General features: G+C 40.1%; 26 protein-coding genes. 14 read left to right on the top strand and 12 right to left on the bottom strand.

All coding sequences use genetic code 11. The features are described 5' to 3' along the window. The first annotated feature begins 46 nt into the window (after positions 1-46). Positions 47-1,306, top strand: coding sequence for an erythromycin esterase family protein (locus SY85_RS04625; RefSeq protein ID WP_066402019.1), 1,260 nt, complete (start codon positions 47-49; stop codon positions 1,304-1,306). Here SY85_RS04625 and SY85_RS04620 read toward each other — a convergent pair. Then, positions 1,303-1,794: a PH domain-containing protein gene (locus SY85_RS04620; protein WP_066402018.1), complete on the bottom strand. Its 492-nt coding sequence runs from the start codon at positions 1,792-1,794 to the stop codon at positions 1,303-1,305. The genes SY85_RS04625 and SY85_RS04620 overlap by 4 nt on opposite strands. Positions 1,795-2,040: 246 nt before the next feature. Here SY85_RS04620 and hppD point away from each other — a divergent pair, with 246 nt between their 5' ends. Then, complete coding sequence (gene hppD, locus SY85_RS04615; RefSeq protein ID WP_066402017.1) at positions 2,041-3,174, top strand: 4-hydroxyphenylpyruvate dioxygenase; 1,134 nt, start codon at positions 2,041-2,043, stop codon at positions 3,172-3,174. Between the two features lie 67 nt (positions 3,175-3,241). Then, positions 3,242-4,408: an energy transducer TonB gene (locus SY85_RS04610; RefSeq protein ID WP_066402016.1), complete on the top strand. Its 1,167-nt coding sequence runs from the start codon at positions 3,242-3,244 to the stop codon at positions 4,406-4,408. 573 nt (positions 4,409-4,981) lie between these two features. On the opposite strand, the gene SY85_RS04605 is transcribed toward SY85_RS04610, so the two are convergent. Together SY85_RS04605 and SY85_RS04600 are read right to left on the bottom strand one after the other, a co-directional pair. Further along, complete coding sequence (locus SY85_RS04605) at positions 4,982-6,238, bottom strand: aspartate kinase (protein WP_066402015.1); 1,257 nt, start codon at positions 6,236-6,238, stop codon at positions 4,982-4,984. Positions 6,239-6,475: 237 nt separating this feature from the next. Next, positions 6,476-7,186, bottom strand: a complete 711-nt coding sequence (locus tag SY85_RS04600) for a toxin-antitoxin system YwqK family antitoxin (protein WP_066402014.1) — start codon at positions 7,184-7,186, stop codon at positions 6,476-6,478. A gap of 197 nt (positions 7,187-7,383) precedes the next feature. On the opposite strand from SY85_RS04600, the gene fbp reads away from it, so the two are divergent. The 6 genes from fbp to SY85_RS04570 all read left to right on the top strand — a co-directional run bounded on the left by fbp (position 7,384) and on the right by SY85_RS04570 (position 11,160). Next, positions 7,384-8,418 (top strand): class 1 fructose-bisphosphatase, encoded by a 1,035-nt coding sequence (fbp, locus tag SY85_RS04595; RefSeq protein WP_066402013.1) that lies wholly within the window; start codon positions 7,384-7,386, stop codon positions 8,416-8,418. Between the two features lie 64 nt (positions 8,419-8,482). Then, complete coding sequence (locus SY85_RS04590; protein WP_099459370.1) at positions 8,483-9,175, top strand: ABC transporter ATP-binding protein; 693 nt, start codon at positions 8,483-8,485, stop codon at positions 9,173-9,175. Between the two features lie 8 nt (positions 9,176-9,183). Beyond that, entirely contained in the window at positions 9,184-9,621 is a 438-nt protein-coding gene (locus SY85_RS04585) for an FKBP-type peptidyl-prolyl cis-trans isomerase (RefSeq protein WP_066402012.1), read from the top strand. 9 nt (positions 9,622-9,630) lie between these two features. Next, positions 9,631-10,161 (top strand): YfiT family bacillithiol transferase, encoded by a 531-nt coding sequence (locus SY85_RS04580; protein WP_066402011.1) that lies wholly within the window; start codon positions 9,631-9,633, stop codon positions 10,159-10,161. Positions 10,162-10,186: 25 nt separating this feature from the next. Continuing rightward, complete coding sequence (locus tag SY85_RS04575; protein ID WP_066402010.1) at positions 10,187-10,582, top strand: four helix bundle protein; 396 nt, start codon at positions 10,187-10,189, stop codon at positions 10,580-10,582. Positions 10,583-10,614: 32 nt separating this feature from the next. Beyond that, positions 10,615-11,160, top strand: coding sequence for an NUDIX hydrolase (locus SY85_RS04570; protein ID WP_066402009.1), 546 nt, complete (start codon positions 10,615-10,617; stop codon positions 11,158-11,160). Here SY85_RS04570 and SY85_RS04565 read toward each other — a convergent pair. The 4 genes from SY85_RS04565 to SY85_RS04550 form a co-directional block, all read right to left on the bottom strand. Beyond that, a complete protein-coding gene (locus tag SY85_RS04565; RefSeq protein ID WP_066402008.1) occupies positions 11,155-12,453 on the bottom strand; it encodes a bifunctional folylpolyglutamate synthase/dihydrofolate synthase in 1,299 nt (432 codons plus the stop codon). The genes SY85_RS04570 and SY85_RS04565 overlap by 6 nt on opposite strands. A gap of 34 nt (positions 12,454-12,487) precedes the next feature. Further along, complete coding sequence (locus SY85_RS04560; protein WP_066402007.1) at positions 12,488-12,727, bottom strand: hypothetical protein; 240 nt, start codon at positions 12,725-12,727, stop codon at positions 12,488-12,490. A gap of 200 nt (positions 12,728-12,927) precedes the next feature. Continuing rightward, positions 12,928-13,350: a hypothetical protein gene (locus SY85_RS04555; RefSeq protein ID WP_066402006.1), complete on the bottom strand. Its 423-nt coding sequence runs from the start codon at positions 13,348-13,350 to the stop codon at positions 12,928-12,930. 92 nt (positions 13,351-13,442) lie between these two features. After that, positions 13,443-14,162: an SDR family NAD(P)-dependent oxidoreductase gene (locus tag SY85_RS04550; protein ID WP_066402005.1), complete on the bottom strand. Its 720-nt coding sequence runs from the start codon at positions 14,160-14,162 to the stop codon at positions 13,443-13,445. A gap of 104 nt (positions 14,163-14,266) precedes the next feature. Here SY85_RS04550 and SY85_RS04545 point away from each other — a divergent pair, with 104 nt between their 5' ends. After that, positions 14,267-14,752: a CHRD domain-containing protein gene (locus tag SY85_RS04545; RefSeq protein WP_066402004.1), complete on the top strand. Its 486-nt coding sequence runs from the start codon at positions 14,267-14,269 to the stop codon at positions 14,750-14,752. A gap of 62 nt (positions 14,753-14,814) precedes the next feature. On the opposite strand, the gene SY85_RS04540 is transcribed toward SY85_RS04545, so the two are convergent. Genes SY85_RS04540 through SY85_RS04530 form a run of 3 tightly spaced genes read right to left on the bottom strand, consistent with a single transcriptional unit; the run spans position 14,815 to position 17,783 of the window. Then, positions 14,815-16,107 carry a radical SAM family protein gene (locus SY85_RS04540; protein ID WP_066402003.1) on the bottom strand — a complete coding sequence of 431 codons (1,293 nt, stop codon included), beginning with the start codon at positions 16,105-16,107 and terminating at the stop codon, positions 14,815-14,817. 9 nt (positions 16,108-16,116) lie between these two features. Continuing rightward, positions 16,117-16,734 carry a hypothetical protein gene (locus SY85_RS04535; RefSeq protein WP_066402002.1) on the bottom strand — a complete coding sequence of 206 codons (618 nt, stop codon included), beginning with the start codon at positions 16,732-16,734 and terminating at the stop codon, positions 16,117-16,119. Positions 16,735-16,736: 2 nt separating this feature from the next. Further along, on the bottom strand, positions 16,737-17,783 hold the full coding sequence (locus SY85_RS04530) for an agmatinase family protein (protein ID WP_066402001.1): 1,047 nt from the start codon (positions 17,781-17,783) through the stop codon (positions 16,737-16,739). Positions 17,784-18,214: 431 nt separating this feature from the next. On the opposite strand from SY85_RS04530, the gene SY85_RS04525 reads away from it, so the two are divergent. The 4 genes from SY85_RS04525 to SY85_RS04515 all read left to right on the top strand — a co-directional run bounded on the left by SY85_RS04525 (position 18,215) and on the right by SY85_RS04515 (position 21,848). Next, complete coding sequence (locus SY85_RS04525) at positions 18,215-18,646, top strand: cytochrome c maturation protein CcmE domain-containing protein (RefSeq protein ID WP_066402000.1); 432 nt, start codon at positions 18,215-18,217, stop codon at positions 18,644-18,646. Between the two features lie 6 nt (positions 18,647-18,652). After that, entirely contained in the window at positions 18,653-19,393 is a 741-nt protein-coding gene (locus SY85_RS25875; protein ID WP_226999006.1) for a heme lyase CcmF/NrfE family subunit, read from the top strand. Beyond that, entirely contained in the window at positions 19,312-21,117 is a 1,806-nt protein-coding gene (gene ccsA / locus SY85_RS04520) for a cytochrome c biogenesis protein CcsA (RefSeq protein ID WP_226999086.1), read from the top strand. The genes SY85_RS25875 and ccsA overlap by 82 nt, the downstream gene beginning before the upstream one ends. 71 nt (positions 21,118-21,188) lie before the next feature. Next, the gene (locus tag SY85_RS04515) at positions 21,189-21,848 is read left to right on the top strand and encodes a DUF4294 domain-containing protein (protein WP_082886297.1); all 660 of its coding nucleotides are present in this window, start codon (positions 21,189-21,191) and stop codon (positions 21,846-21,848) included. Between the two features lie 448 nt (positions 21,849-22,296). Here SY85_RS04515 and SY85_RS04510 read toward each other — a convergent pair whose 3' ends face one another. Together SY85_RS04510 and SY85_RS04505 are read right to left on the bottom strand one after the other, a co-directional pair. Further along, the gene (locus SY85_RS04510) at positions 22,297-23,004 is read right to left on the bottom strand and encodes a DNA alkylation repair protein (RefSeq protein WP_066401999.1); all 708 of its coding nucleotides are present in this window, start codon (positions 23,002-23,004) and stop codon (positions 22,297-22,299) included. A gap of 106 nt (positions 23,005-23,110) precedes the next feature. Continuing rightward, positions 23,111-23,302: a hypothetical protein gene (locus tag SY85_RS04505; protein ID WP_066401998.1), complete on the bottom strand. Its 192-nt coding sequence runs from the start codon at positions 23,300-23,302 to the stop codon at positions 23,111-23,113. Between the last annotated feature and the right edge of the window lie 10 nt (positions 23,303-23,312).

Below are 23,312 nucleotides of genomic sequence, written 5' to 3'. Positions count from 1 at the left end.
TAAACCTTCTGGCGTAAGAGTTGTGCTGACAAAACAAAATCAGCACATGTATCCTTTAAACACAGCGCAGGATTTAACTCTACTTATAAATGATATAGAAGACCGACCTGTTGTAATGCTGGGCGAAGCATCCCATGGAACTCATGAATATTATACCTGGCGAACGGCTATCTCAAAACGGTTGATTCAAGAAGAAGGTTTTCGTTTTATAGCTGTAGAAGGCGATTGGCCCGATTGTTACAAGATCAATCGATTTGTAAAGGGCTATAAAGATGGCGGCAATAATATAAGAGAGGTGCTTGGCGCTTTTGATCGCTGGCCCACCTGGATGTGGGCTAATTGGGAGATAGCCGCACTAGCCGAATGGCTAAGAGAATATAATCAGCATTTACCCCAAAACCAAAAAGTGGGCTTTTATGGACTAGATGTCTATAGTCTTTGGGATAGTATGCGAGAAATGGTGCTTTACCTGGAAAAAGAAGATCCGCAAGCTGCACAGGTAGCTAAAAAGGCTATTAGGTGTTTTGAACCCTATGAAGATAATGAGCATGCCTATGCCAGGGTTTCGTTAACTGAACTGAGTTGCCGCGACAAAGTACTGGCGCTTTTAAAGGAAGTTCGCAGCAAAGCTGTTTTTCTAGATGGCGACCCAGAGGCCGGATTTAATACAGAACAGAATGCTTTGATTGCTGTTAACGCTGAAAAGTATTATCGTAGCATGATGTCGTTTGATAATGAGAGTTGGAATGTAAGGGATACCCATATGATGGAAACGCTCGATCGGTTAATGAGGTTTCATGGAGATAATGCTAAAGGAATTGTTTGGGAGCATAATACTCATATTGGTGATGCCCGGGCAACCAGTATGAAGCGTGCAGGGATGATCAATATTGGCCAATTGGCCCGTGAGCAATATGGTATAAATAAGGTATATCTGGTGGGCTTTGGCTCTTATCAAGGTTCTGTTATAGCGGGCGATGAATGGGGAGCGCCTATGCAAGAGTTAGATGTACCCAAGGCAAGGGAGGGAAGTGTTGAGCATACATTGCATCGGCAAAGTACAGCCAATCGTTATTTATTGTTTAATGAACCAGAAGTAGGAAAGCAATATTCCGAGGCTATTAACCATAGGGCTATTGGTGTAGTATATAATCCTGCCCATGAGCGCTATGGCAACTATGTGCCTTCTGTAATGTCACAACGGTATGATGCCTTTATTTATTTAGATGAAACGCAGGCTTTGCATCCGCTGCACTTGCAGCCCCATAGCGAAAAAATGCCGGAAACCTATCCATTCGGCTATTAGCCTAAATGGTCATGCAGCAGCACATTATCATTGCCCCAGCGTTTTCGTTGGCGGCAAACTTCAGCATAATTACGGATCTGGTCTTTAACCCAGTGAGGTTGTTGATAGGCTACAAAACGGTGTGTAGCGGTAGCCTCATCGGTTGTATAAACTATTATGGTTCCTAAACCGAATATCCTAAAAAAGAACGGCTCCTCTACGGAGGTATCTCGTACCCGGTAAAGCTCTGTTTCATTGGTTACTTTATTAAATACACCTTTTGAAACAATAATGCGCTGGTCGGTCAAGGTTAGTTTTATAGACCGAATGGTTAACCATTTTAAAAGTAAGTAAACAACAGGTAGTAAGAGTAAAAGCAATACAAAGTTGTTTTCAGTCAGGATAGCTGCTGTAATTATAGCTGCGCTTAAAACAATACCAATTAAATAAGAGGAAAGGTTTAAGATCTGGGACGGACCGGCTTCGTAGATTATTTTTTCGCTTTCCATAAAGCTGTTTGTGCTTTTAAAGTTAATGTCTTTTAGGGTTGGGAGTAAGTTTAAAGTTGATATTGTAAAATGCATTTGTTTCCCCTTGTGGACTCTCTTTAGTCTTTAAGCATGAAACATTAAACCTTAAACCAATGTTTGAGGCATTCTTTCTAAATTTGTTGCTCCATTGGAAGGTTGATTAAACGATTGCGAGACATAAGCCTTCCCATGGTGTATTTAAGAAAATAAATTTAAAAAACGAATATGTCAACTGCTACAGCTGAGAAGCAGCAAGCGCAAACCGCTGCCGACTTTTTGCCATTACAAGGAACTGATTATGTTGAATTTTATGTAGGCAATGCCAAACAGGCCGCACATTATTATATGAGTGCTTTTGGTTTTCAGGCCATTGCTTATGCTGGTCCTGAAACAGGTATGAAAGATCGCGCCAGCTATGTGGTACGTCAGAACAAATTGACATTTGTATTAACTACTCCTATCCGTGCTAATAATGATATCGCCGATCATATTTACAAACATGGCGATGGAGTGAAAATATTAGCACTGCGTGTTGACGATGCTACAGATGCATGGGAGCAAACAACAAAGCGTGGTGGTAAAAGTTATATGGAGCCTCACCGCCTTCAGGATACTAATGGTGAAGTAGTATTAAGCGGCATTCATACATATGGCGATACGGTACATCTTTTTGTAGAGCGTAAAAATTATAATGGTGCCTTCATGCCTGGCTATAGGGCATGGAGTAATCCTCATTTTGCACCTACAGATACCGGCTTATTATATGTAGACCATTGCGTAGGTAATGTAGGTTGGAACCAGATGAATCCTTGGGTGAAGTTTTATGAAGATGTAATGGGCTTCAAAAATATCTTGTCTTTTGATGACGAGGATATTTCTACTGAATATTCTGCCTTAATGAGTAAGGTAATGAGCAATGGCAATGGTTTTGTGAAGTTTCCTATCAATGAGCCAGCAGAGGGTAAGAAGAAATCGCAAGTGGAGGAATACCTGGAGTTTTGGGATGGTGAAGGTGTTCAACACGTGGCTTTAGCTACCAATGACATTGTTAAAACCGTAAGAGATTTAATGAGTAGAGGAGTAGACTTTTTAAAAGTGCCAACTTCTTATTATGACGATTTGTTAGATAGAGTAGGGCATATTGATGAAGATCTGGAACCATTAAAAGAGCTGGGTATATTGGTTGATAGAGATAATGAAGGTTATTTATTACAACTGTTCTCTAAGCCGGTACAAGACCGCCCAACCTTGTTTTTTGAGATTATTCAACGTAAAGGAGCTAAGAGCTTTGGTAAAGGAAACTTTAAAGCTTTGTTTGAAGCCATAGAGCGCGAACAAGAGGCCAGAGGTAACCTGTAATCATTTTGAGAATTTCTTTGCATTTGAATGACGAATTTTCCTGTACGGTATGAACTGTTTTAAGCGTATGAAGTATTTGCTCACCGTCCTGTTGACATTGACCCTGTTTGGTGCTGAAGCCCAATTGGATTATTCATTTATTAATTTCCAACGTACACTTCCACGTCCGGGAGATGCTTTGAGGCGAAAAGAAGATACCCTGCATAAGCAGTTCATATCGAAAGGTTTAGAGTGGCCGGTCAAGTACATGTATATCCGCTCTTTTAAGTATGATGGCCAATTGGAGGTATGGGTAAAAAATGACCAGAAGGAGCCTTTTAAGCTTTTTAAGACCTATAAGATCTGTGCATTAGCCGGTTCACTTGGCCCCAAGCGAATTGAAGGCGATTATCAGGTGCCAGAAGGATTTTACTACATTAATGAATTGAATCCGCGTAGTAATTATCATCTTTCTCTGGGTTTAAATTATCCCAACGCTTCAGATCGCATACTGAGTGATAGTGCCCGTCCGGGTGGAGATATCTATATTCATGGCAGTTGTGTAACAGTGGGCTGCATTCCTGTGAAGGACGATCAGATTGAAGAATTATACATTTTGGCGGCACATGCTAAAAATTCTGGTCAGGATTTTATTCCTGTTCATATTTTCCCAATCCGTTATAGTAATAAAAAAAGTGCTGATTACCTGGCCCAGTTAACAAAAACAGACGGTCAGTTAAGAATATTTGCTGATCGATTGGAAAGCGTGTATGATCATTTTGAGCTTACTCATCAATTGCCGGTTATTATGATCAACCCGCAGGGTGATTATATGTTTGCCAATTTGTCTAAAAAAGTACCGCCTCCGCCACCTGTAAAAAAGGTGCCTGTTCCTCATCGTAATCGTGATATTAAAGAAGTGGCAGATGTGGTGAATGTTTGGCCTTATTTCACTGGCGGCGGTGGAGATGGTTTTTTGAAATACCTTGCTCAAATGGGACATGCCTTGTCAAAGTCATTACCAGCTGGTACCAAAAAAGCCTACGTGCAAGTTGAGTTTATTGTTGATGTTGATGGTACGCCTACTAATTTTAAAGTTTTAAAGGGTGTAAACGAAGACTTTGACGATGAATTGATCACTGTTTTAGAACAAATGCCTACCTGGCAGCCTGCTATATTACAGGAGAAACCTGTAGCGAAGAAAATCAAACAAGGCTTTGTGATTGAACCGGCCTCTCATACTCCTGGTCCTTAAAGGGGAGTTCTAGCACGGCATGGTATTAATTCAAACTTTCTTATAATTTAAGTGCACTCCTTAAGGGGTGCTTTTTTATGGAGTAAATCAAAATCATACTCTTTCTAATCCTGTCAATCCTTCCCCAAATCTCATTAATCCTTGGTACTTCCTTCATGGCCACTCCTCTGTTCCTTCATGGCCACTCCTCTGTCCCTTCATGGTTACTCCGTATCCACTCCTTAGTTACTCCGTATGGAAGCCTACTTAACTCCGTATCAATTCCCTTCCTCAACCGGTTAACCTGCCCCCTTGCCACGGTACACTGTGTGGGCAGCCAGCCTGCAAGCAGCATGAAATAATAAAAAAATGTAATAAAAAGCACGGAATATGCCCTTAATGAGAAGAGCTTAAAGATACAAAACCCTCCCGCTCAATTCTCATTACTCATCACTCATTATTCATTCTCCCTTGATTTTTCCCTTTTCTCATTTCCCAATCCCTAATTCTTTCTCCTTCATTTCTCAATTCAAATTTCACCTTTCCAATTTTTCCTTCTTTATTCCTATTCCCATGTTCATTATTCTTTGCGCTCTATACCTTATCCAGCAGTACTTGTATCGTTTCAGGTGTTTGCTGTTTTAGTAACACTGACCGGGTTCCACAAAGTTCTTGTAGTATGGTATCATTATAATGGCGGATAGTCAATAGCGTTAGGTCTTTTTGTACTTGTACATCAAAGAAGTCAGATGTACGCAAAGCAAAGTTCTCCACCTTATCGCTTTGATTATCTACCACACAAAGCATACTGATGGCAGCATTTTGTGTCAGGTTGGGTTTGAATTTGAGGCTTTCAAATATGTTGTACACCTTGGCCGTTAAGCCTTCTCCCACAAACGAAAAGTCGCGGGAGCTTAGCTGCACCAACGCCTGGTTTTCTTTATAAACAATAATAGGAGGTAGGTTTTCAATTCTAGCATTATGGATATAGGTTCCTTCTTCCTTCGGATGAATAAATGACTTTACATACAAGGGAATGCCTTTGTTTTGAAGTGGTTTTATGGTTTTGGGGTGAATGACCTGGGCACCATAGTAGGCCATTTCTATCATTTCATTGTAATTCAACTCCTGTATCCATTGGGCTTTACTATATAGTTTGGGGTCGGCATTCATTACACCTTGTACATCTTTCCAAATGGTTTGGCATTCGGCATCTAGTAGGTTGGCAAAAACGGCTGCTGTATAATCACTTCCTTCCCGGCCAAGTGTAGTACTCTCATTTTCATCTGTGGCACCAATGAAGCCTTGTGTTAGTACGATGCTACTTTTTTGTAAAAGAGGCTCAATGGTATCCTTTACTTTATTTTTACTAAAAGTCCAGTCAATATTCGCATCTCTGAAATTATTATCTGTGCGTAAGACATCTCTTACATCAACCCATTGGTTATGTACACCTGAATGGTTTAAATAATGACTAACAATACACGTAGAAAGCAATTCGCCTACACATACTACCTGGTCGTAGTAGTAATCAAATCCGCGTACAGGTTTGTCATGTAATAACCATTCTATTTCAGTATAAAAGTCTATTAATTGATCTAGCGGTTTTCCTAGTAGTTGTTCAGCTAGTTGGGAATGCTGATGCTTCAGGTTTTCAAAAAGTTGTAAGGCTTCTTCTTTCTTACCTTCAAAAAATGCTTCTACTACTTTCTCCAGTGCATTGGTGGTTTTTCCCATAGCTGAAACAACAATCAGTAGTTTTTCACTTTTATATTGTTCCAGAATAGTAGGTAGGTTTTGAATGCGTTCTAAGGTGCTAACAGAGGCCCCGCCAAATTTGAATACTTTCATGAATGCTGAACTTTACAACAAAGATGCCTAAATGATAGGCTGATTGTTGATTTTTTTAAGCACTCTTGTTCATCTCTCTTGATATGGAAGCAAAGACTGGCGATGTAAATAAAGGAAGAAGATTGTAGTATTTGCTTATTTGCCTGAATTGCTTAATAGTCAATCTTACTTATTAAAATTGTGAATAGCGGCACGATCAAGTCTTTAATGCTTGATCGTGCCGCTATTTCTGAAGTATTAATTTTTCTGTGTTACAATATAGTTCATACGTGGTACTTGAATCATGTCATAATTCAGGTTAACGGTATAAATCAGTTTACTCTTTACGGGCACATTATTTACCATTGCTGGATTGAATTCATAAGCATCGGCAGGTAAGTTTTTAACAGACTCATGAACTGTTTGATCAAAATACTCCCCTTTATATATTGCGGTCCAATCTTCTAATTTACCTTTCTCAGAGATTGTTAGAATATAGGTCATTACAACGTTGAGTTTGTCTTTTACTATATCTTGTGGAATGTTCTTCTGGCTGTATAAGAGACTTAAAAGATAAAAATCTCCCCCTATTTTATAAGGAACGTCGATTACATCATCTTTTTGGGGTTTGTTGAAAAGTTCATAACTGGATTTTACAATAGAGAGGGAGTCGCCAGAAAATTGCAGGAGTAAGCTATTCGAAAAGTCGTATTTCTGAGTCAGCGTGCCATTGTCATTATAGTATTCCCATATACCGTCTTTTACGGCATTGTTATAATTCCCTTTTACAAGCACCCTGTTTTTGTCATCAACAACTTTATAGGATCCATGTTTTACTTTTTTGTTACTCCACAGAACATAATAGTTTTCAGTTAAAGAGTATGAAAGTTTATTTCTCACCAGTTTCAGTTCTTGAGCAAATGACAAAACAGGTAAAATAAGAATAAGCAGTAAGAGGTTTTGTTTCATAATTGTATTTAAATAGGGGCTATAAATTTAATAAACGAAACAAGATAATTTTAAAAGTATAGTAAAAGACTAGGATATCTATAAATAAAACTCCTCATAAAAAGTAGGAGCATTGGTAGCGAAATTGCCTGTTTAGCTACCTTGTACACGATATTAATACCCTTACTTTTGCCAATATATTATAAACCACACTCAAAATGAGCTCTATTAATCGTACAGTTTTAACCCTAGACGAATTTACTATCCAATCACTTCGCAATTTGCCCCATGCAACCGGTGAACTTAGTTCCTTGTTGCGGGATATAGGCCTAGCTGCAAAGCGCGTTAATGTAGAAGTAAATAAAGCTGGGTTAGTAGACATCTTAGGTGATGCCGGTACGGTAAACGTGCAGGGCGAAGAGGTGAAAAAGCTGGATGTTTATGCTAATAACCAGTTTATGGGTGTGTTGCAGCGCGGTGTAAGCTGTGCTGGTATAGCTTCAGAAGAGTTGGATGATTTTGTAGCCTTTGATGACGATGTAAGTAATCAATCAAAATATGTTTGTCTTTTTGACCCATTAGATGGCAGCGGCAATATTGATGTGAACGTTTCTATTGGAACTATTTTCTCTGTATACAGACGTATTTCTCCTAAAGGCACTCCTGTAACTAAAGAAGACTTCCTGCAAAAAGGTAGAAATCAGGTTGCTGCTGGTTATGTGATCTATGGTTCTTCCACCATGTTGGTATATGCTACTCGTCGTGGAGTGAATGGCTTTACCCTAGATCCATCTATTGGTGAATTTTGCTTAAGTCATCCAAATCTTAAATGTCCAGACTCTGGAAAGATTTACTCTGTTAATCATGGCAACTTCTTCCAACTGGAAGATGGGGTGAAGAAGTATATCAATTTGTGTCAAAACAAGACAAAAGATAATGGCGGACCTTATACCCAACGCTATATAGGTAGCATGGTTGCCGATGTTCACCGCAACCTGATTAAAGGAGGCATTTTCATGTACCCTGGTACAATTGATAAGCCAAAGGGTAAGCTGCGTTTGTTATACGAGTGTAATCCATTTGCCTTTATCGTAGAAGTAGCAGGAGGAAGAGCTACGAATGGTATACAACCTATTTTAGATATTGAGCCTTCCGAATTGCATCAGCGTTCTCCGTTTTTTGTAGGTAGCAGCCAAATGATGGATGAATTGGAAAGTTGTACAACTACTGTTGCTTCAACTGTTCAGGCATGAATAAGGTAATCATTTCGGTAAAGGATTTAAAAAGAGTTACGGAAGTTTTGAAGCGGTCAAAGGCATCTCGTTTGAAGTATATGAGGGTGAGATCTTTGGCCTCTTAGGTCCTAATGGCGCTGGCAAATCCACGACACTGGAGATCATTGAAACCTTACGTGATAAGTCTCAAGGTAAGGTCTTTGTAGATGGCATTGACTTGGATCAGTCGCCCAATGAGATAAAGAAAATTATTGGGGTGCAACTGCAAACCAGTGGTTTTTATCCAAGTTTAAACCTGTTGGAGCTAATTGAATTATTCTCAGGTTTATACAATCGAAAGGTTGATGCCATGGAACTATTGAAGAAAGTAAACCTTACAGATAAGACAAAGGCAAAAGTAAAAGAGTTGAGTGGTGGCCAAAAGCAACGTTTTTCTGTAGCTACCACTTTGATCAATCAGCCAAAGGTTATTTTCTTAGATGAACCAACAACAGGACTAGATCCGCAGGCGAGGCGTAATTTGTGGGAATTGATACGTGAGATACGTAAAGCTGGTACAACGGTAATTATTACTACACATTATATGGATGAAGCCGAGTACTTGTGTGATAGGGTAGCCATTATGAATGCAGGTAAGATTGTAGCATTGGCTACGCCCGATAAACTAATTGATGATTTGGTATCTACAGGTTTTGAGCGACCTAAAGAGGTAAAAAAAGCCAACCTGGAAGATGTGTTTATTTCATTAACCGGACATTCTTTACAAGAAGAATAAATTGATTTATGAATCTGCAAGAAAAATTACAGAAAGCTATGATGGATAAAATCAATAAACAGAAAGAAGAAGGTGCGGCCTTCCTGGCCACTAATAAAACCAAAGAAGGCATAACTGAATTACCAGAAGGTTTGCAGTACGCGGTATTGCAAGAAGGCACTGGGGCTAAACCTCGAGTGAACTCTATGGTTAGAGCGCATTATGCTGGCGCATTGTTGGATGGAAAAGAGTTTGACTCTTCTTATAAAAGAGGGCAACCGTTTGAGGCACGTGTAAACCAGTTAATCCAAGGCTGGCAGATTGTGTTGCCTATGATGAGTGAAGGAAGTAAGTGGCGTTTATGGATACCTTCTAATCTTGGGTATGGTGATAGAGGTGCCGGAGCTGGTATACCTGGTGGTGCTACATTGGTATTTGATGTAGAATTGATCAAAGTTTTAGACTAATTCATACAAATGCAAACAGATCCTCGCTACCCGGTAGGGCAATATGAACCAAGGCCATTTTCTGAAGAACAGAAAGAACAATGGCTGGCTGATATCCGTTTTTTGCCACAGGCATTAGAAAATGCAGTGGTCAATCTGGATGAACAGCAATTGCAAACGCCTTACCGGGAAGGAGGCTGGACGGTGCATCAGCTAGTTCATCATGTGGCTGATAGTCATATGAATGCGTATATCCGATTTAAGTTAGGGTTTACAGAGGTGGATCCAACGATTAAGCCTTATGAAGAAAAGCTGTGGGCCATAACGAAAGACGTAGAGAATTTACCCATCAATATTTCGCTTACCTTATTGTTTGCCTTGCACCAACGCTGGTACGAGTTCCTGAAATTCTTTACAGATGCTGATTGGCAGCGGACTGTTTATCACCCGGAAAGTAAAAAAACAATGACCCTATGGTATTTATTGGGTATGTATGCATGGCATAGCCGGCACCATACCGCACATATTACAAGTCTGCGTGAGCAGAAAGGGTGGAGTTAGGATTTGAAATTTGAGGTTTGAAATTATGGCTACCATCAAACGCTTTGAGGATTTACAAATATGGCAGGATGCTCGTGCTTTGTCATTAAAGGTTTATGGGCTTACACAACCTGAACCTTTTGCAAAGGACTTTCGTTTTTGTAGTCAGATCAGAGCTGCTGCAGGTTCTGTAATGGATAACATTGCAGAAGGGTTCGAGAGAGGGAGTCAATTAGAATTTTTTAACTTTCTATCCTTCTCAAAAGGTTCTGCAGGTGAAGTAGGATCTCAATTATATAGGGCAATTGACTTTAAATACATCGGGCTGGAAGTTGCCACAAACCTTATCAAAGAATACGAAGAGTTAGCAAGCAAAATTGCAGGCTTTATCAGTTATCTAAACAAGTCTGATTATAAAGGACAGAAGTTTAAGGATAGATAATATCAAATCTTAAACTTCAAATCTCAAATCTTATGACCTGGAAAGTATTAGCGTCTACTTATTTGCATAAGGATAATTGGTTGACTGTTCGAAAGGATACCTGTGAATTACCAAATGGTAAAGTTATTTCGGGTTACTACGTTTTAGAATATCCAGATTGGGTAAATGTCTTAGCACTAACCGAAGACAATAAAGTAGTTTTAGTAAAACAATACCGTCATGCTTTAGGACAGGTAGGTATTGAAGTTCCCGGGGGCGTAATTGATGAAGGAGAAACCCCTGAGGAGGCTTGTCGAAGAGAGTTATTGGAAGAAACCGGTTATGAGTTTGAGCAGTACCATTATCTAGGTAAGATATGTGCAAATCCAGCTACTACAACCAACTTTACACATATGTTTTTAGCTACAGGTGGTAGAAAAGTGGCAGAACAACAATTAGATGATACAGAAGATGTGGAAGTGTTGTTTCATTCTATAGCCGAAGTGAAAGCTTTTTTGCTTCAAAACACTATCATGCAAAGTTTGCATGTTAACTGTATCATGTATGGGTTGATCAAGCTGGGAGAGATGCGCTTATAACGCGTGCTTATCTACTTCCGCTACCAGGAAGATACTACCGCAAACAATAATGAGGTCATCTTCTTTTGCTGTTTGTAACGCCGCATGTAAAGCTGTATTTACATGTTCATAAGTATTGCCTTGTAATCCGTAGTTACTAGCCACTTCTTTGAGTTCTGCTGCAGGCAGCGCTCTGGGTATATGGGCTTGTGTGAAATAGTATTGTGCTTCTTTTGGTAGTAGTTTTAGTACTTTATCTGCTTCTTTATCTTTTACCATTCCATATATCAAGTGAAGCTGATGAAAGGATAAAGCTTTTAAGTGAGCTATCATCTGCTGTAGTCCATCTTCATTATGGGCTACCTCTAAGACCACAGTTGGTTTCTGTTTGAGCACTTCCCATCTACCACCAAGCCCCGTAATTTTCTGTACATTTTGAAGCCCTGAGTGAATACTATCAGTATTAATGGCAAATCCTTTTTCTCTTAATACTTCAATTGTTTGTAGAACGGTGCAAATGTTTTTTGTTTGATAAATACCCGGCAGGTCGGTTATATAGGTTGTTTCTAAGCCATTACTCAAATCAGCTACTGTTACTTCCAGAGTAGACACTTGTAGCTTATAAGAGTAAACCGCATAACGATCTTGAGAATAGAATATTGGTGCTTTTTGATTGGCGGCTATTTGTTGAAAAACTGGACTGGTAGTTTTATTTTTTTCTCCTATAACTACAGAGGTTGCAGGTTTAATGATACCTGCTTTTTCAATAGCTATTTGCTTTAAAGTATCACCCAGAATATTCATATGGTCCCAGCCAATATTGGTAATGACAGAAACCTCTGGATGGATAATATTCGTACTGTCTAAGCGGCCACCTAAGCCTACCTCTATAACGGCTACATCTACCTTCTGCTGAGCAAAATAGCTAAAAGCCATTGCTACCGTAATTTCAAAAAAGGAAGGCTGTACATCATCAACCAGTGGCTTTATTTGCTCTACAAAGGCAATAACAAAGTCTTCTGGTACCAGTTGGCCATCAATCTTAATGCGCTCGCGGAAATCGTATAAGTGAGGAGAGGTGTATAAACCCGTTTTATATCCGGCTGTTTGTAATACCGATGCTAGCATATGACTGGTAGAGCCTTTTCCATTTGTGCCACCAATATGAATGCTTTTGAACTGACGCTCAGGATTGCCTAAATGATCGCAGAGTATTTTAATATTGGTAAGGTCCTTCTTAAATGCAGCACTGCCAATGCGGCTAAACATTGGCAGCTTTGTAAAAAGATATTCAATAGTTTGGTTGTACGTCATCGCGGTCACAAAAGTAAGTGGGATGACTGAATGATTATTTTACTCTGAAATTAAATTTTACAACGCCTTTCTGAACGCCATCTGCTGGCCCAATCTTTAATTTGAATGCCAGGTCGCGTGCAATCTCTTTCATTCTAGGCGTAGCAGTTCCTGTAGAGCCTTTAGAAGTATAGGTGGCAGAAGTTACTTTGCCATTGGCATCAGCTACTACTTCCATGGCTATTGTGGCATTATTGTCAAAGTCTTCTTCAAAACTTTGTTGCGGTATGTTCATGACGCGCACACCAAAGTTGCTGGGTGTTCCTGTATAATCACGTCCATTCGGGCTTCCGCCAACACGACCCTGATCGCCTTCTCCGTTACCAGTACCTTCACCCGTTCCAGGCTTGTACGTGTCAGCACCATTGCCTCCATTACCATTGCCTCCAACAGTTCTTCCTAAAACAGCTTTGGGTTTAGGAGGTGCTTGGGCTACTACAGGAGCAGGATTAGGCGTTGTTTTTCTACTTTATTGTCATTATCAATACGAGTTGCGTTTGGCTTTGAGACAGTAGGCGTTTTTACAGCAGGTGCATCATTCTCTGGCCGATCATCTGTTTCTACAGCTTTAGCATCCGAAACGTGAGATTGAACAGGGGTAGGAGGCGTATAGGCTTGTTGCTCTGAAGGAGCTGGCATACCCGGTAACATGGGTTGATCGTCTCCAGATCCAACATCACTGTTGCCTAAATTCACTTCAATAAATTCCTGTACAGGTATGGGTTCTACAGTAGGTAGCGGCCATTTAATCAATATGAACAACAATACCAAGGCGCCTGCTATCCCAAAGGTGATAGCCGTTGCTTTGACATTTTTTTGTCTTTCAAATTCAGCAGACATAGTGATCGTATTGTTCATACAAATGTATTTGTTCTTGGTTTGACTGTAAAACGGTGGAAAAGTTAGATAAATTGCCTTATAGACAAAGCTTGTTACAATACTTTTAACAATTATAAAAAGCGCTTATACAGCCAGTAAGGCGAAACCTTTAGCAACATAGCTATTAACCACCAGCGTTTGGTAATATAGGCTACACGTTTCTTGCTCTCAATAGCTCTAATGATTTGATTTGCGGCTTTAAGAGAAGTGGCTGCCCAAAATCTCTTATAGCCATCTGCTTCTTTTGTGTTTATGAAGCCTGGCCTAATATCAGTGACTTTAATATTGGCTTGCAGCGCATAGGCTTTCATGTTTAGGCTTTGCGCATATTTACTCATGAAAGCTTTTGAAGCACTATAGGCTGGCGCCCAACTGCTGCCGGTTAGTCCAGCTATTGAGGATATTACAACTAGTTGACCATACCCCCGTTCTCTAAAGTAATTAAACGCATAATCGGCAATTGCAACAAAACCATTTACATTGATAAGCGTGGTTTCTTTTTCTTTGGCTGCATCCAGCTCTTTGGAAGGGTGGCCTACACCAGCATTATAAATAAGGATATCAAATCCATTCATTGCCAGGTTTAGTTTGTCCAGATAAAGCGTCACATTCGTATCCCGAACATCAAATGATTCTATAAAGGTTTGCTGCGGATAACTATTCTGTATTTCAAGTAACAATTGCTGACGCCGTCCTGTAATACCTACCTGATGACCTTGCTGTAAATAGAGTAAAGCCATTTCTTTACCAATTCCTGAAGTAGCACCAACAATAATGATCTTTTTGGTCATTGTTTTAATTATGTGGCAGATTAGGCAACCGGATTGCAAGAAAAGCGTATTAACTTAATGGTACGAAATATGCTCCACTATTTCTAACCTTAAAATACCTAACCATGCTCGTAAAAATAATTAGTCGGCCTTTTTTGCTGCTGGCAACTTTTGCAAGTTTTACAGTAATATCTTGTCAAAGTGACCTTGGATTTCAAGATGATAAACAGGCATCAACATTAAGAATTACAGGAGAACAAGCAACTGGTGCTAAAGAGCGACCTACTCCTGTAACAACAAACGCAACTGCTACTATATCTGGTACTTATGATCCCAATACTAACATCCTGAACTATACGATAACTTGGACTGGCCTTTCTGGCGCGCCTACAGCAGCCCACTTTCATGGACCTGCGGATAGAAATACAGCAGCAGGTGTTTTAATTGCTATTCCATTACCTACAGGTGCTGGCGCATCAGGAACAGTTACAAGTACTGCCACGTTAACTGATCAGCAGGAAAGCCAGGCGCTATCACAAGCGTTGTACTACAATATACACACCGCTGCAAATCCAGGTGGTGAAATCAGAGGACAATTAGTGGTTCAATAATCATACTTTCTTACAAGCAAAAGCCCCGCTACTAGCGGGGCTTTATTGTTTAGTTCACTTTTTTAGTGGGCAAAATCTTTATTATAGTTCCCTTTTATCCGTTCCATTGGAGGGTTATAATAGCCAAACTTCAAGTTAGGGAATTCTTCCTGGATCAGCTCTTGCATTTGCTTAACGCCAATGATCTCACCGCTATCGGCAACCCCAATTTTTCCTAAATACCAATCAGGGTCAATATTAAAATTGCGCCATTGGATCATTTTCAGGTTGGTGTCTTTGATGAGCTGTCGTAAGGCTTCATACTCTTCAACACGATCAGTCATTCCAGGAAATACAAAATAGTTTATCGATGTCCAGCCGCCATAACTATCAACAATCTTTAAGCTCTCAATAATATCTTCAAACTCATAGTTGTTAGGGCGGTAATACGGCATGTAGATTTCTCTGCGCGCTGAATTGGTACTTACACGAATACTGTCTAAACCTGCCTCACACAAGGCTTTTACTGCATCTGGTTTTGAGCCGTTCGTGTTAATATTGATACTACCGTTAGGAGTATGCTTGCGTATTTCAATAATAGCTTTACGAATGGTTTCCCACATCAACAGTGGCTCGCCTTCACAACCCTGGCCAAAGCTTACGATAGGATAGGGTGCGCTTTCCAGGTGTGGTACCGTATACTCAACGATCTCTTCCACGCTAGGCTTAAATGTTAAGCGATCTTGTGTTGATACTATGCTTTCCTCTTCTGGTTGGAAAGAGATACAACCAACACAGTTGGCGTTACAAGCTGGTGAAGCTGGAATGGGACATTCCCAACGGCCAATGAAATAGTTGCGGGCAGCCGGACACTGGTAAGTGAGTGCGCAATTGTTGGCTAAGTGAGCAACTAATCGATTGTGTGGATAGGCATCCATAAGCTTCTCTACACCAGCCTTTACTTTGTTTTCATCAAAGCCTCCACACTCTTGGCGGATATCTTCCTCAATACGAACTGCCGGTACATAAAACTTATCATCGTGCCAACCTACTGCTGTGTAGCAAAACAAAGGAAGAGTAGGAGCGTCAGGTGCTGTTTCAAATGCTGCTATAAAAAAGCCGGTATGTGCAGGCGGAATAAAAGCCGCAACTGCCCAGCCTTTTTCACAAAGGCGCATTTCACCCGTCTTTACATCAATACCAATTCCTCTACGGCCTGGTAGCTCATATAAATTACCGCCTTGTGGCAGTTCAATCCAATGATCTTCCGGAATAGGCATTGCATCCCAGCCACTACGCCCTACTACGTAGAGCGATGTGTCTTCAAAAATGTTTCCTTTCCCGTCTGAGTATAATATGTATGGAGTTAATGACACGTAGTTATTTTAAGGAAGCACCACGCTGGGCGCAAATTGATCAATATGTTGTTTACTAAAATGGTTAATAACTTCAATTTCCTGTTTGCCAAGATCATGCAAGACTTCTAATTGCACATATTTCTGATCTCTTCTCAGAATGGTTACATAATCTGTACGAACAATAAAGCTCTCAATCAGTCCCCATGGAATGACATTGGTCCTTAGATATCCTGGCACATGTATGCCATCTGTTTTCACTTGGAGATAAGCATCATGAAACACTTTTCTTTCCGTGAACATAAGGAACAACGTTATTATTGCCCATAACAGTAAACCAATAATCTGCGGTGTTTGAGAAAAACCTAAAAACACTATAAACAAAGTGGTAAAAGCCAAAAACTGCAGTAGTCGTATCCAGTGATTCAATTGAGCGCCTGGGTCAAACCGCTTTCTGAAAAAGCCATAAAGCAGGCTGCTAGTTGCTACCAGGAAAAAAGGCAGTACCAGGCCTATCTTCTCAAAATTCATCTGGCGTAAATAGGTAACGCCATTCATGAACAGAAAGAAGCCTGCAATTATGTGCAGTAATCCTGTACTACTCTTTCGCCGTTCAATACCTTCAATTTTTACTGCTAGCTTATGCATAATTATGCTGGGTTACTGGCTACTAGTAAGTTACACAATTTAAATAGGACGCGGGCTCCAACGTTTGCATCCCAACCTGATTCACTTGTACTCACTTCATTCAGATCAAATCCAATGATCTGTTTTCCTGATTGATGCAGTTTGTTGAAAATGTAAAACACCTGGTCTGTTTCAAATCCACCCTGTACTGGTGTACCTGTATTGGGCGCCAGTTTAGGATCTAAACCATCAATATCAAAAGAGATATATACTTTGTCAGGCAGTTGGCTGATAATATCATCGGTAATCTGCTTAAAAGTTTCCCCTTCATATTGGCGGTAGCGAATATCGCGGTCAAAATAGGTTTTAACCCGGTCTTGATTTTCCCGGATAAATTCCAATTCTCCCTGAGAGTAGTCGCGGATTCCAGCTTGAACCAGTTTTCGCAGCTGTGGAATTTCTTTCAAAGCATTATACATAATGCTGGCATGAGAATATACAAAGCCTTCATAAGCTTCTCTAAGGTCGCAATGCGCATCTATCTGCAGAATACCAAAATCGCCATGTTTTTCGGCAATAGCCTTGAAAAAGCCAAGAGGCGTGCTATGGTCTCCACCCAACATGGCTACCAGTTTACCTTGATCCAGTAAGGACTTAGTTTGATGATAGACCCAGTTGTTTAGAAAGTGGCTGCCTTCATTAACCTCTTTCAAGGTTTTACACATGAACTGGTTTTGCTCTACCAGGTCGCCATTGGCAATATAGTCTATATAGAGCTCTGCTTCCTTACGGAGGTAGTCGCTCTTCAATAGGATCTTTTTATCGGTTTCTCTCATGTAAAAGCCCTGTCTCCAACCGTCTGGTACATCGGGATCAAAAAGATCTACCTGCAATGATGCACGCATAATTTGCTCAGAGGCCCGGGCTGTACCGGAGCCAAAGCTCACTGTAACCTCCCAAGGAACTGGAATGATAACTAAACGGGCATCTTCTTCCGAAAAGGGAAGACCAAAGATGTTATTGTTCGGGTTTCCTAAACCATTAGGGTCAAAAGCGGAAAGATCTGTCATATTTGACGCTTTTTAAAAGCGGTGCAAGTTACTCCCGTTTGACCGGGTAGCAAAATCGTGTATTTATATAAAGGTTAAAAAACTGGTTAGAAGACTATATAGTTGCAAGTTTTCAGTTCCCGGTGATAAAGCAAGAGGCTCTTCAATAAGCCCTTCAACCTGCAATATCTCATTTATAACTCGTATATGTCTCGTATATATCTCGCCCTTAATAGAGACGAGAAATATACGAGACATCATAGATTGGATATAGTTGTTTAATCGACCAGAAAGCAAGGAGTAAAGGTCAACGTGAATGGACTTTAATAGCGTCCAAAGCAGTTCTATATGACTTATTGTTTTGTGAAAACATTATATAAAGATTAAAATGCTCTCTTGTTAAAGAGGAGCAAACCTCAATTGATATACCTTTGCACAGCAGATATACCATTATGAAAAAAATACACATCATCCTTCTAGTTCTTGTTATTGCAGGAATTGTCGGTATGTCGTTCTTTATCAAGGACTTAACTACTTATGAGACCTTTGCTTCTGCTGCCAGCAAAAAAGAGCAATTTGTAGTAGTAAAGGTTAAGTTGGATAAAACCGCACCTGTTGAATATGATCAGGTAAAAGACCCTAATAAGACTGTTTTTTATGCGTTTGACCAAGATGGGAAACGTACTAAAGTATTATATAACAATGCAAAACCTACTGATATTGAACGTAGTGAAGGCATTGATCTTAACGGATATATGCGCGATGGTCATTTTGAGTGTACTAAACTGCAAATGAAATGTCCTTCTAAGTACAAGGATGATATGCAACAAGCGCAAAAGAATTTACCAACTGGAGCATCTGACCAAACTGAATACAAATACTAACGTAGAATGGACTTTATAGGTGAACACCTCTTTCCCGGAAAACTGGGACATTTTTTCGTACTGCTTTCTTTCGTAGCCTCATTGGCAGCAACGGTAAGCTATTATTTTAGCACAACTCATAAAGAGGAAGCTGATAAACTGCGCTGGCGTCAATTAGCCCGCATTTTTTTTGTAGCTGAAGCGGTTTCTGTAGTTAGCATATTTGCTATTCTATTTTATATTATCAGTAACCATCTTTTTGAGTATAAATATGCTTGGCAGCATAGTAGTAAGGCACTGGAAATGAAGTACTTGCTGAGCTGTTTCTGGGAAGGACAGGAAGGTAGTTTTCTTCTGTGGAGCTTCTGGCATTGTATATTGGGCTTAGTTGTTATTAAAAAGGAGAAGCAATGGGAAGCACCAGTAATGACAGTGGTTAGTTTTATGCAGCTCTGCTTAGCTACCATGATTGTTGGGTTCACTTTCTTTGGACAAAAGGTTGGTTCTAATCCATTTACCCTATTACGTAATGAATTAGTTGCACCAATTTTCTCCCGTCCTGATTATTTATCCTTAGTACAAGACGGTAACGACCTTAACCCATTATTGCAGAACTACTGGATGGTGATCCACCCCCGGTATTATTCCTTGGATTTGCCTCTGTATTATTCCCATTTGCTTATGCCATTGCTGGTTTATGGACAAAGGATTATAGTGGCTGGATTCGTTCTGCTTTGCCTTGGGCCTTATTTGCAGCTGGTGTATTAGGATTGGGAATTATGATGGGCGCTGCCTGGGCTTACGAATCGCTAAACTTTGGTGGTTATTGGGCTTGGGATCCGGTAGAGAATGCGTCACTGGTGCCTTGGTTAGTTTTGGTTGCCGGTATCCATACCATGCTGATATATAAGCATACCGGACATTCACTGCGTTCTACATTTTTGTTCATCCTTTTATCGCTATTACTGGTTTTATACTCAACCTACCTGACACGTAGCGGAGATCTGCAGGAAACATCTGTACATGCGTTTACCGGCGAGGGAATCACTAAATGGCATTTACGTGCATTTGTGTTGGCGTTTCTGTTGCCTTCATTGGTGCTATATATTAAGCGTTTCAAGCTGTTGCCACATATTGCTAAGGAAGAAGAAACTTCCAGCCGTGAGTTTTGGATGTTTATCGGTTCATTGGTGTTATTCTTATCGGCGGTTACCATTATTTGCATGACCTCCTTGCCTGTATTCAACAAAATAGCAGGTTTGTTTGTGGGCAGAGGAACTGAAGTGTTCAAACCATTAGCCTTTAGCGAGGATACCGTATTTGCTTATAACCGTATCCAGATTTTTGTTGCCATTATCCTTGGTATTCTTACAGCCTTTACACAATTCTTAAAGTATAAGAACACCAGTAGCAAGTTTGTTTGGCGCAACTTATTATGGCCGACATTGGCTTCTGTAGTAATCGCATCGTTGATACTGGCCTTTGGTGGCATTAATTACAATACTTATGGTATTGGCTATTTAGGAGCTATCTGGTTAGCAATAGTAAGTAGCGTTTATGCTGTTATTGCCAATTCAGCATACATCTGGGTAGGATTGAATGGTAAATTAAAAGTATCAGGTGGTTCTATTTCGCACTTGGGCTTTGGATTGATGTTGGTGGGTATTTTAATTTCATCTTCTAAAAAAGAAACGATTTCGTTTAATACGAGCGGGATCTTTATCAATTTTGGTAAGGATAGTAAAGAAAAACCAGGTGAGAATCTTACGCTTGTAAAGGGCTTGCGTACCGATATGGGTAAGTATTGGGTGACGTATGAAAAAGACTCTGCGCATCCTAAGAAGCCTTTATGGTATTATCACCTGAAGTTTGAAAACAAGGAGAACAATGAAGTCTTTGTTTTAAAACCCAATGCATTTATTAATTACAAGGGTAATGAGGGCTTGATGGCCAATCCAGATGCCAAGCATCATTTAGGTTATGATGTATTTACATACATTACCTCTTTGCCTGATCCAAATAAAACAAAGGATACATCCACCTTTAAAACTGAGACCGTAAACATCGGTGATACGCTTTTCTATTCAAAAGGTTTTGCTGTGGTGGAGAATGTAAGTTCTAGGGACAATATTCCGGGGGCAGGCATGTCTCCAACGGATAGTGCTTCCATTGCTACAATAAAAGTATTTGCCAAGAGTGAGTCTATTTATACTGTAGATCCCTTATTGATCAATAAGGGCGGTAACCTAATGTCTTTTCCTGATACGATAGCAGCAGAAGGTTTGGTGCTGCAATTACAAAAAGTACAGGGTAATAAGGTAGAAGTGGGTGTTAAAGAATCGGATTCTGTAATGCAGTACCTGACCTTAAAGGCCTATAAGTTTCCTATGATCAATTTGTTGTGGCTTGGGACAATCATAATGGTGGCCGGTTTTGCCGTAAGTACAGTTCGTAGGGTTCAGTTAAATCGGAATAAACTTCAGAAAATTTAGATTTTTCTATACACCTATATACAGCGTTTGCCGTAGTTTCATGGTCTCCTAAAAGGTGTCCGAAATAAGGTATGCGTTTGAATGTACTATATCGTGTTTTTTTTCTGTTCCTTTTAGTGTGTTTTTGTAATACACTATTTGCTCAATCCACCCAAAAGCCTGAATGGGGTGCTAAGGATACTATTATCGTTAGCGTCATCAATTATGAGGGTGAATTGATGCCTTATAAGGAGCTGGAAATGGCCTATGTGTCTAATCTTCCTCCCGATAAATTAGCTAAGGCGTTAGCCAAATATAACCGTCTGCGAAACGCTGTATATGTAACCTATCCCTATGCACGTACAGCTGGTGCCACGCTAAATGATGTAAGAGCTCACTTAGAGGGTGTTACTTCTAAATCGGACCGGAAGGCTTATATTAAATCAAGAGAGAAAGAATTAAAAACGCAGTTTGCTGATCCTCTAAGTAACCTTTCCGTTTATCAAGGTAAGATCTTAATGAAATTGATCAACCGCCAAACGGGTAATGATTGCTACGAGATCATTAAAGAGTATAAAGGTGGTCTATCGGCCAGGATGTACCAAACGGTTGCATTCTTCTTTGGTAGTAGTCTTAAACAGCCCTACGATATACAGGGAGATGAAACCGACCGTCAGATTGAAGCTATAGTAAAGGAAATCGATGGTATGTGGTATCAGAATCCATATAGGCCGTTGACGAAATCGAACTAACCAGCGCACGCCCCCGGTCCCTAAAGGGGAGGGCCGAGCAGAATAACGAACAAGGAACAAGGAATAATGAAGGAAGAAGTGAAGGAATGTTCAATACTCAATGCTCAACGATCAATTTTCAATAAATAATAGGACAAGAGGTTTAACGAAAAAACACTCCACTTAAAGGAGTGCTTTTTTATTATAAGAGGTTTGATCTTCTGGTTTTGTGGGCTGGCCAATGACTATTGACTAATGACCATTGACTAGCCTGGCCCTCCCCTTTAGGGGCCGGGGGCGTGCGCCTGCCTCTTGGCATAGTCCTTGTAACTATACTTATGGATGTTTGTTTTAACTTCTAAGATTTTACAAGCATCCTTCTCTTCAATTACACAGACTTGAAACGCCTGTGAAATTGTTGAAAACCGGGAACGACAATACTAACTAACAGTAGTCGTTCCCTTCTATTTTAGCATCGTGCCATTTTCTTTTTGTTACCTATTTTCCCTTTAGCAGCAGCCCTTTCAATATACTCAGGCGCATAAGGTACTTTGCAGGCTGTTCCACCCATGTCTACCATTACCTGGCCAATAACTTTGCCTGCTTCAATGGCTTGCGCTGTTAAGCTTTTTACATGGCATCCTATAGCCAACACATAATTATTCATAGCATAACGAACCCTGTTAGGGGCAGTATGTATTGTAGAGGTAACACGTTGCAAAAGTTGTTGAAGATGTGCCAGGTCTAATTCCTCATCTTTTTTTATGCCTACCAGATTGGATAAGGTAGACCAACCTGAAACTTGTACTTGAGGCTCTTTTGCATCAATCCATTCTAATGAAAGTGCATTACCAAAAGCACTCTCTGCTGCAATCCAGGCAACGGTATATTCGCTCTGTATATTGGAGGATGCATTGTTGGCCCATTCCTGTAATTCTTCTTTTGATATCTTCTTTTCATCGGCAATTAATCCTGCCAGGTATTGCGCATCACTATTACCCGTTCTGTAGAGCTCCAAGGACAGTGCATGGTTCTTTTTGATCTTTTTTTGAATGGTTTTTAGATCACCCACTTTTACTCCAAAGAGAGGTTCTTTTGCCCCATGGTTTAAAAATATTTTTTTGCAACTTTCAGTTCCCATAGCCTCCAATTGTTGCATTATTTCTTCACAAGTCATGTTAGTTTTATATGTTTTGAGCAAGATAGTTTTTTGAATGCTTATAAAAAAGCCCCGTAAAGGGGCTTTTATTAAATCAATTTCTTACTAGTAAAACAGTACTTACTTACGGCTTCTTTTTTCCTTTACGCATCTGGTTATCAGAATGCACTGGTTTCTTACCGTGCGTTACATCATCGCCTTTAGTATCGTATTCCTCATTTTTACGACTATCCAGATTATCTCTTATTTCTGGTGTTGGGCGGTGACCAACTTGCTGTTTGTTTTGCATGGTTCTTTGAGATCTTGCACCTTTCATAACACACTAT

Source organism: Flavisolibacter tropicus (assembly GCF_001644645.1).
GTDB classification, from domain to species: Bacteria; Bacteroidota; Bacteroidia; order Chitinophagales; family Chitinophagaceae; genus Flavisolibacter; species Flavisolibacter tropicus.
The sequence above is the reverse complement of the archived record's forward strand: the minus strand, read 5'-3'. Positions and strand labels throughout refer to the sequence as shown.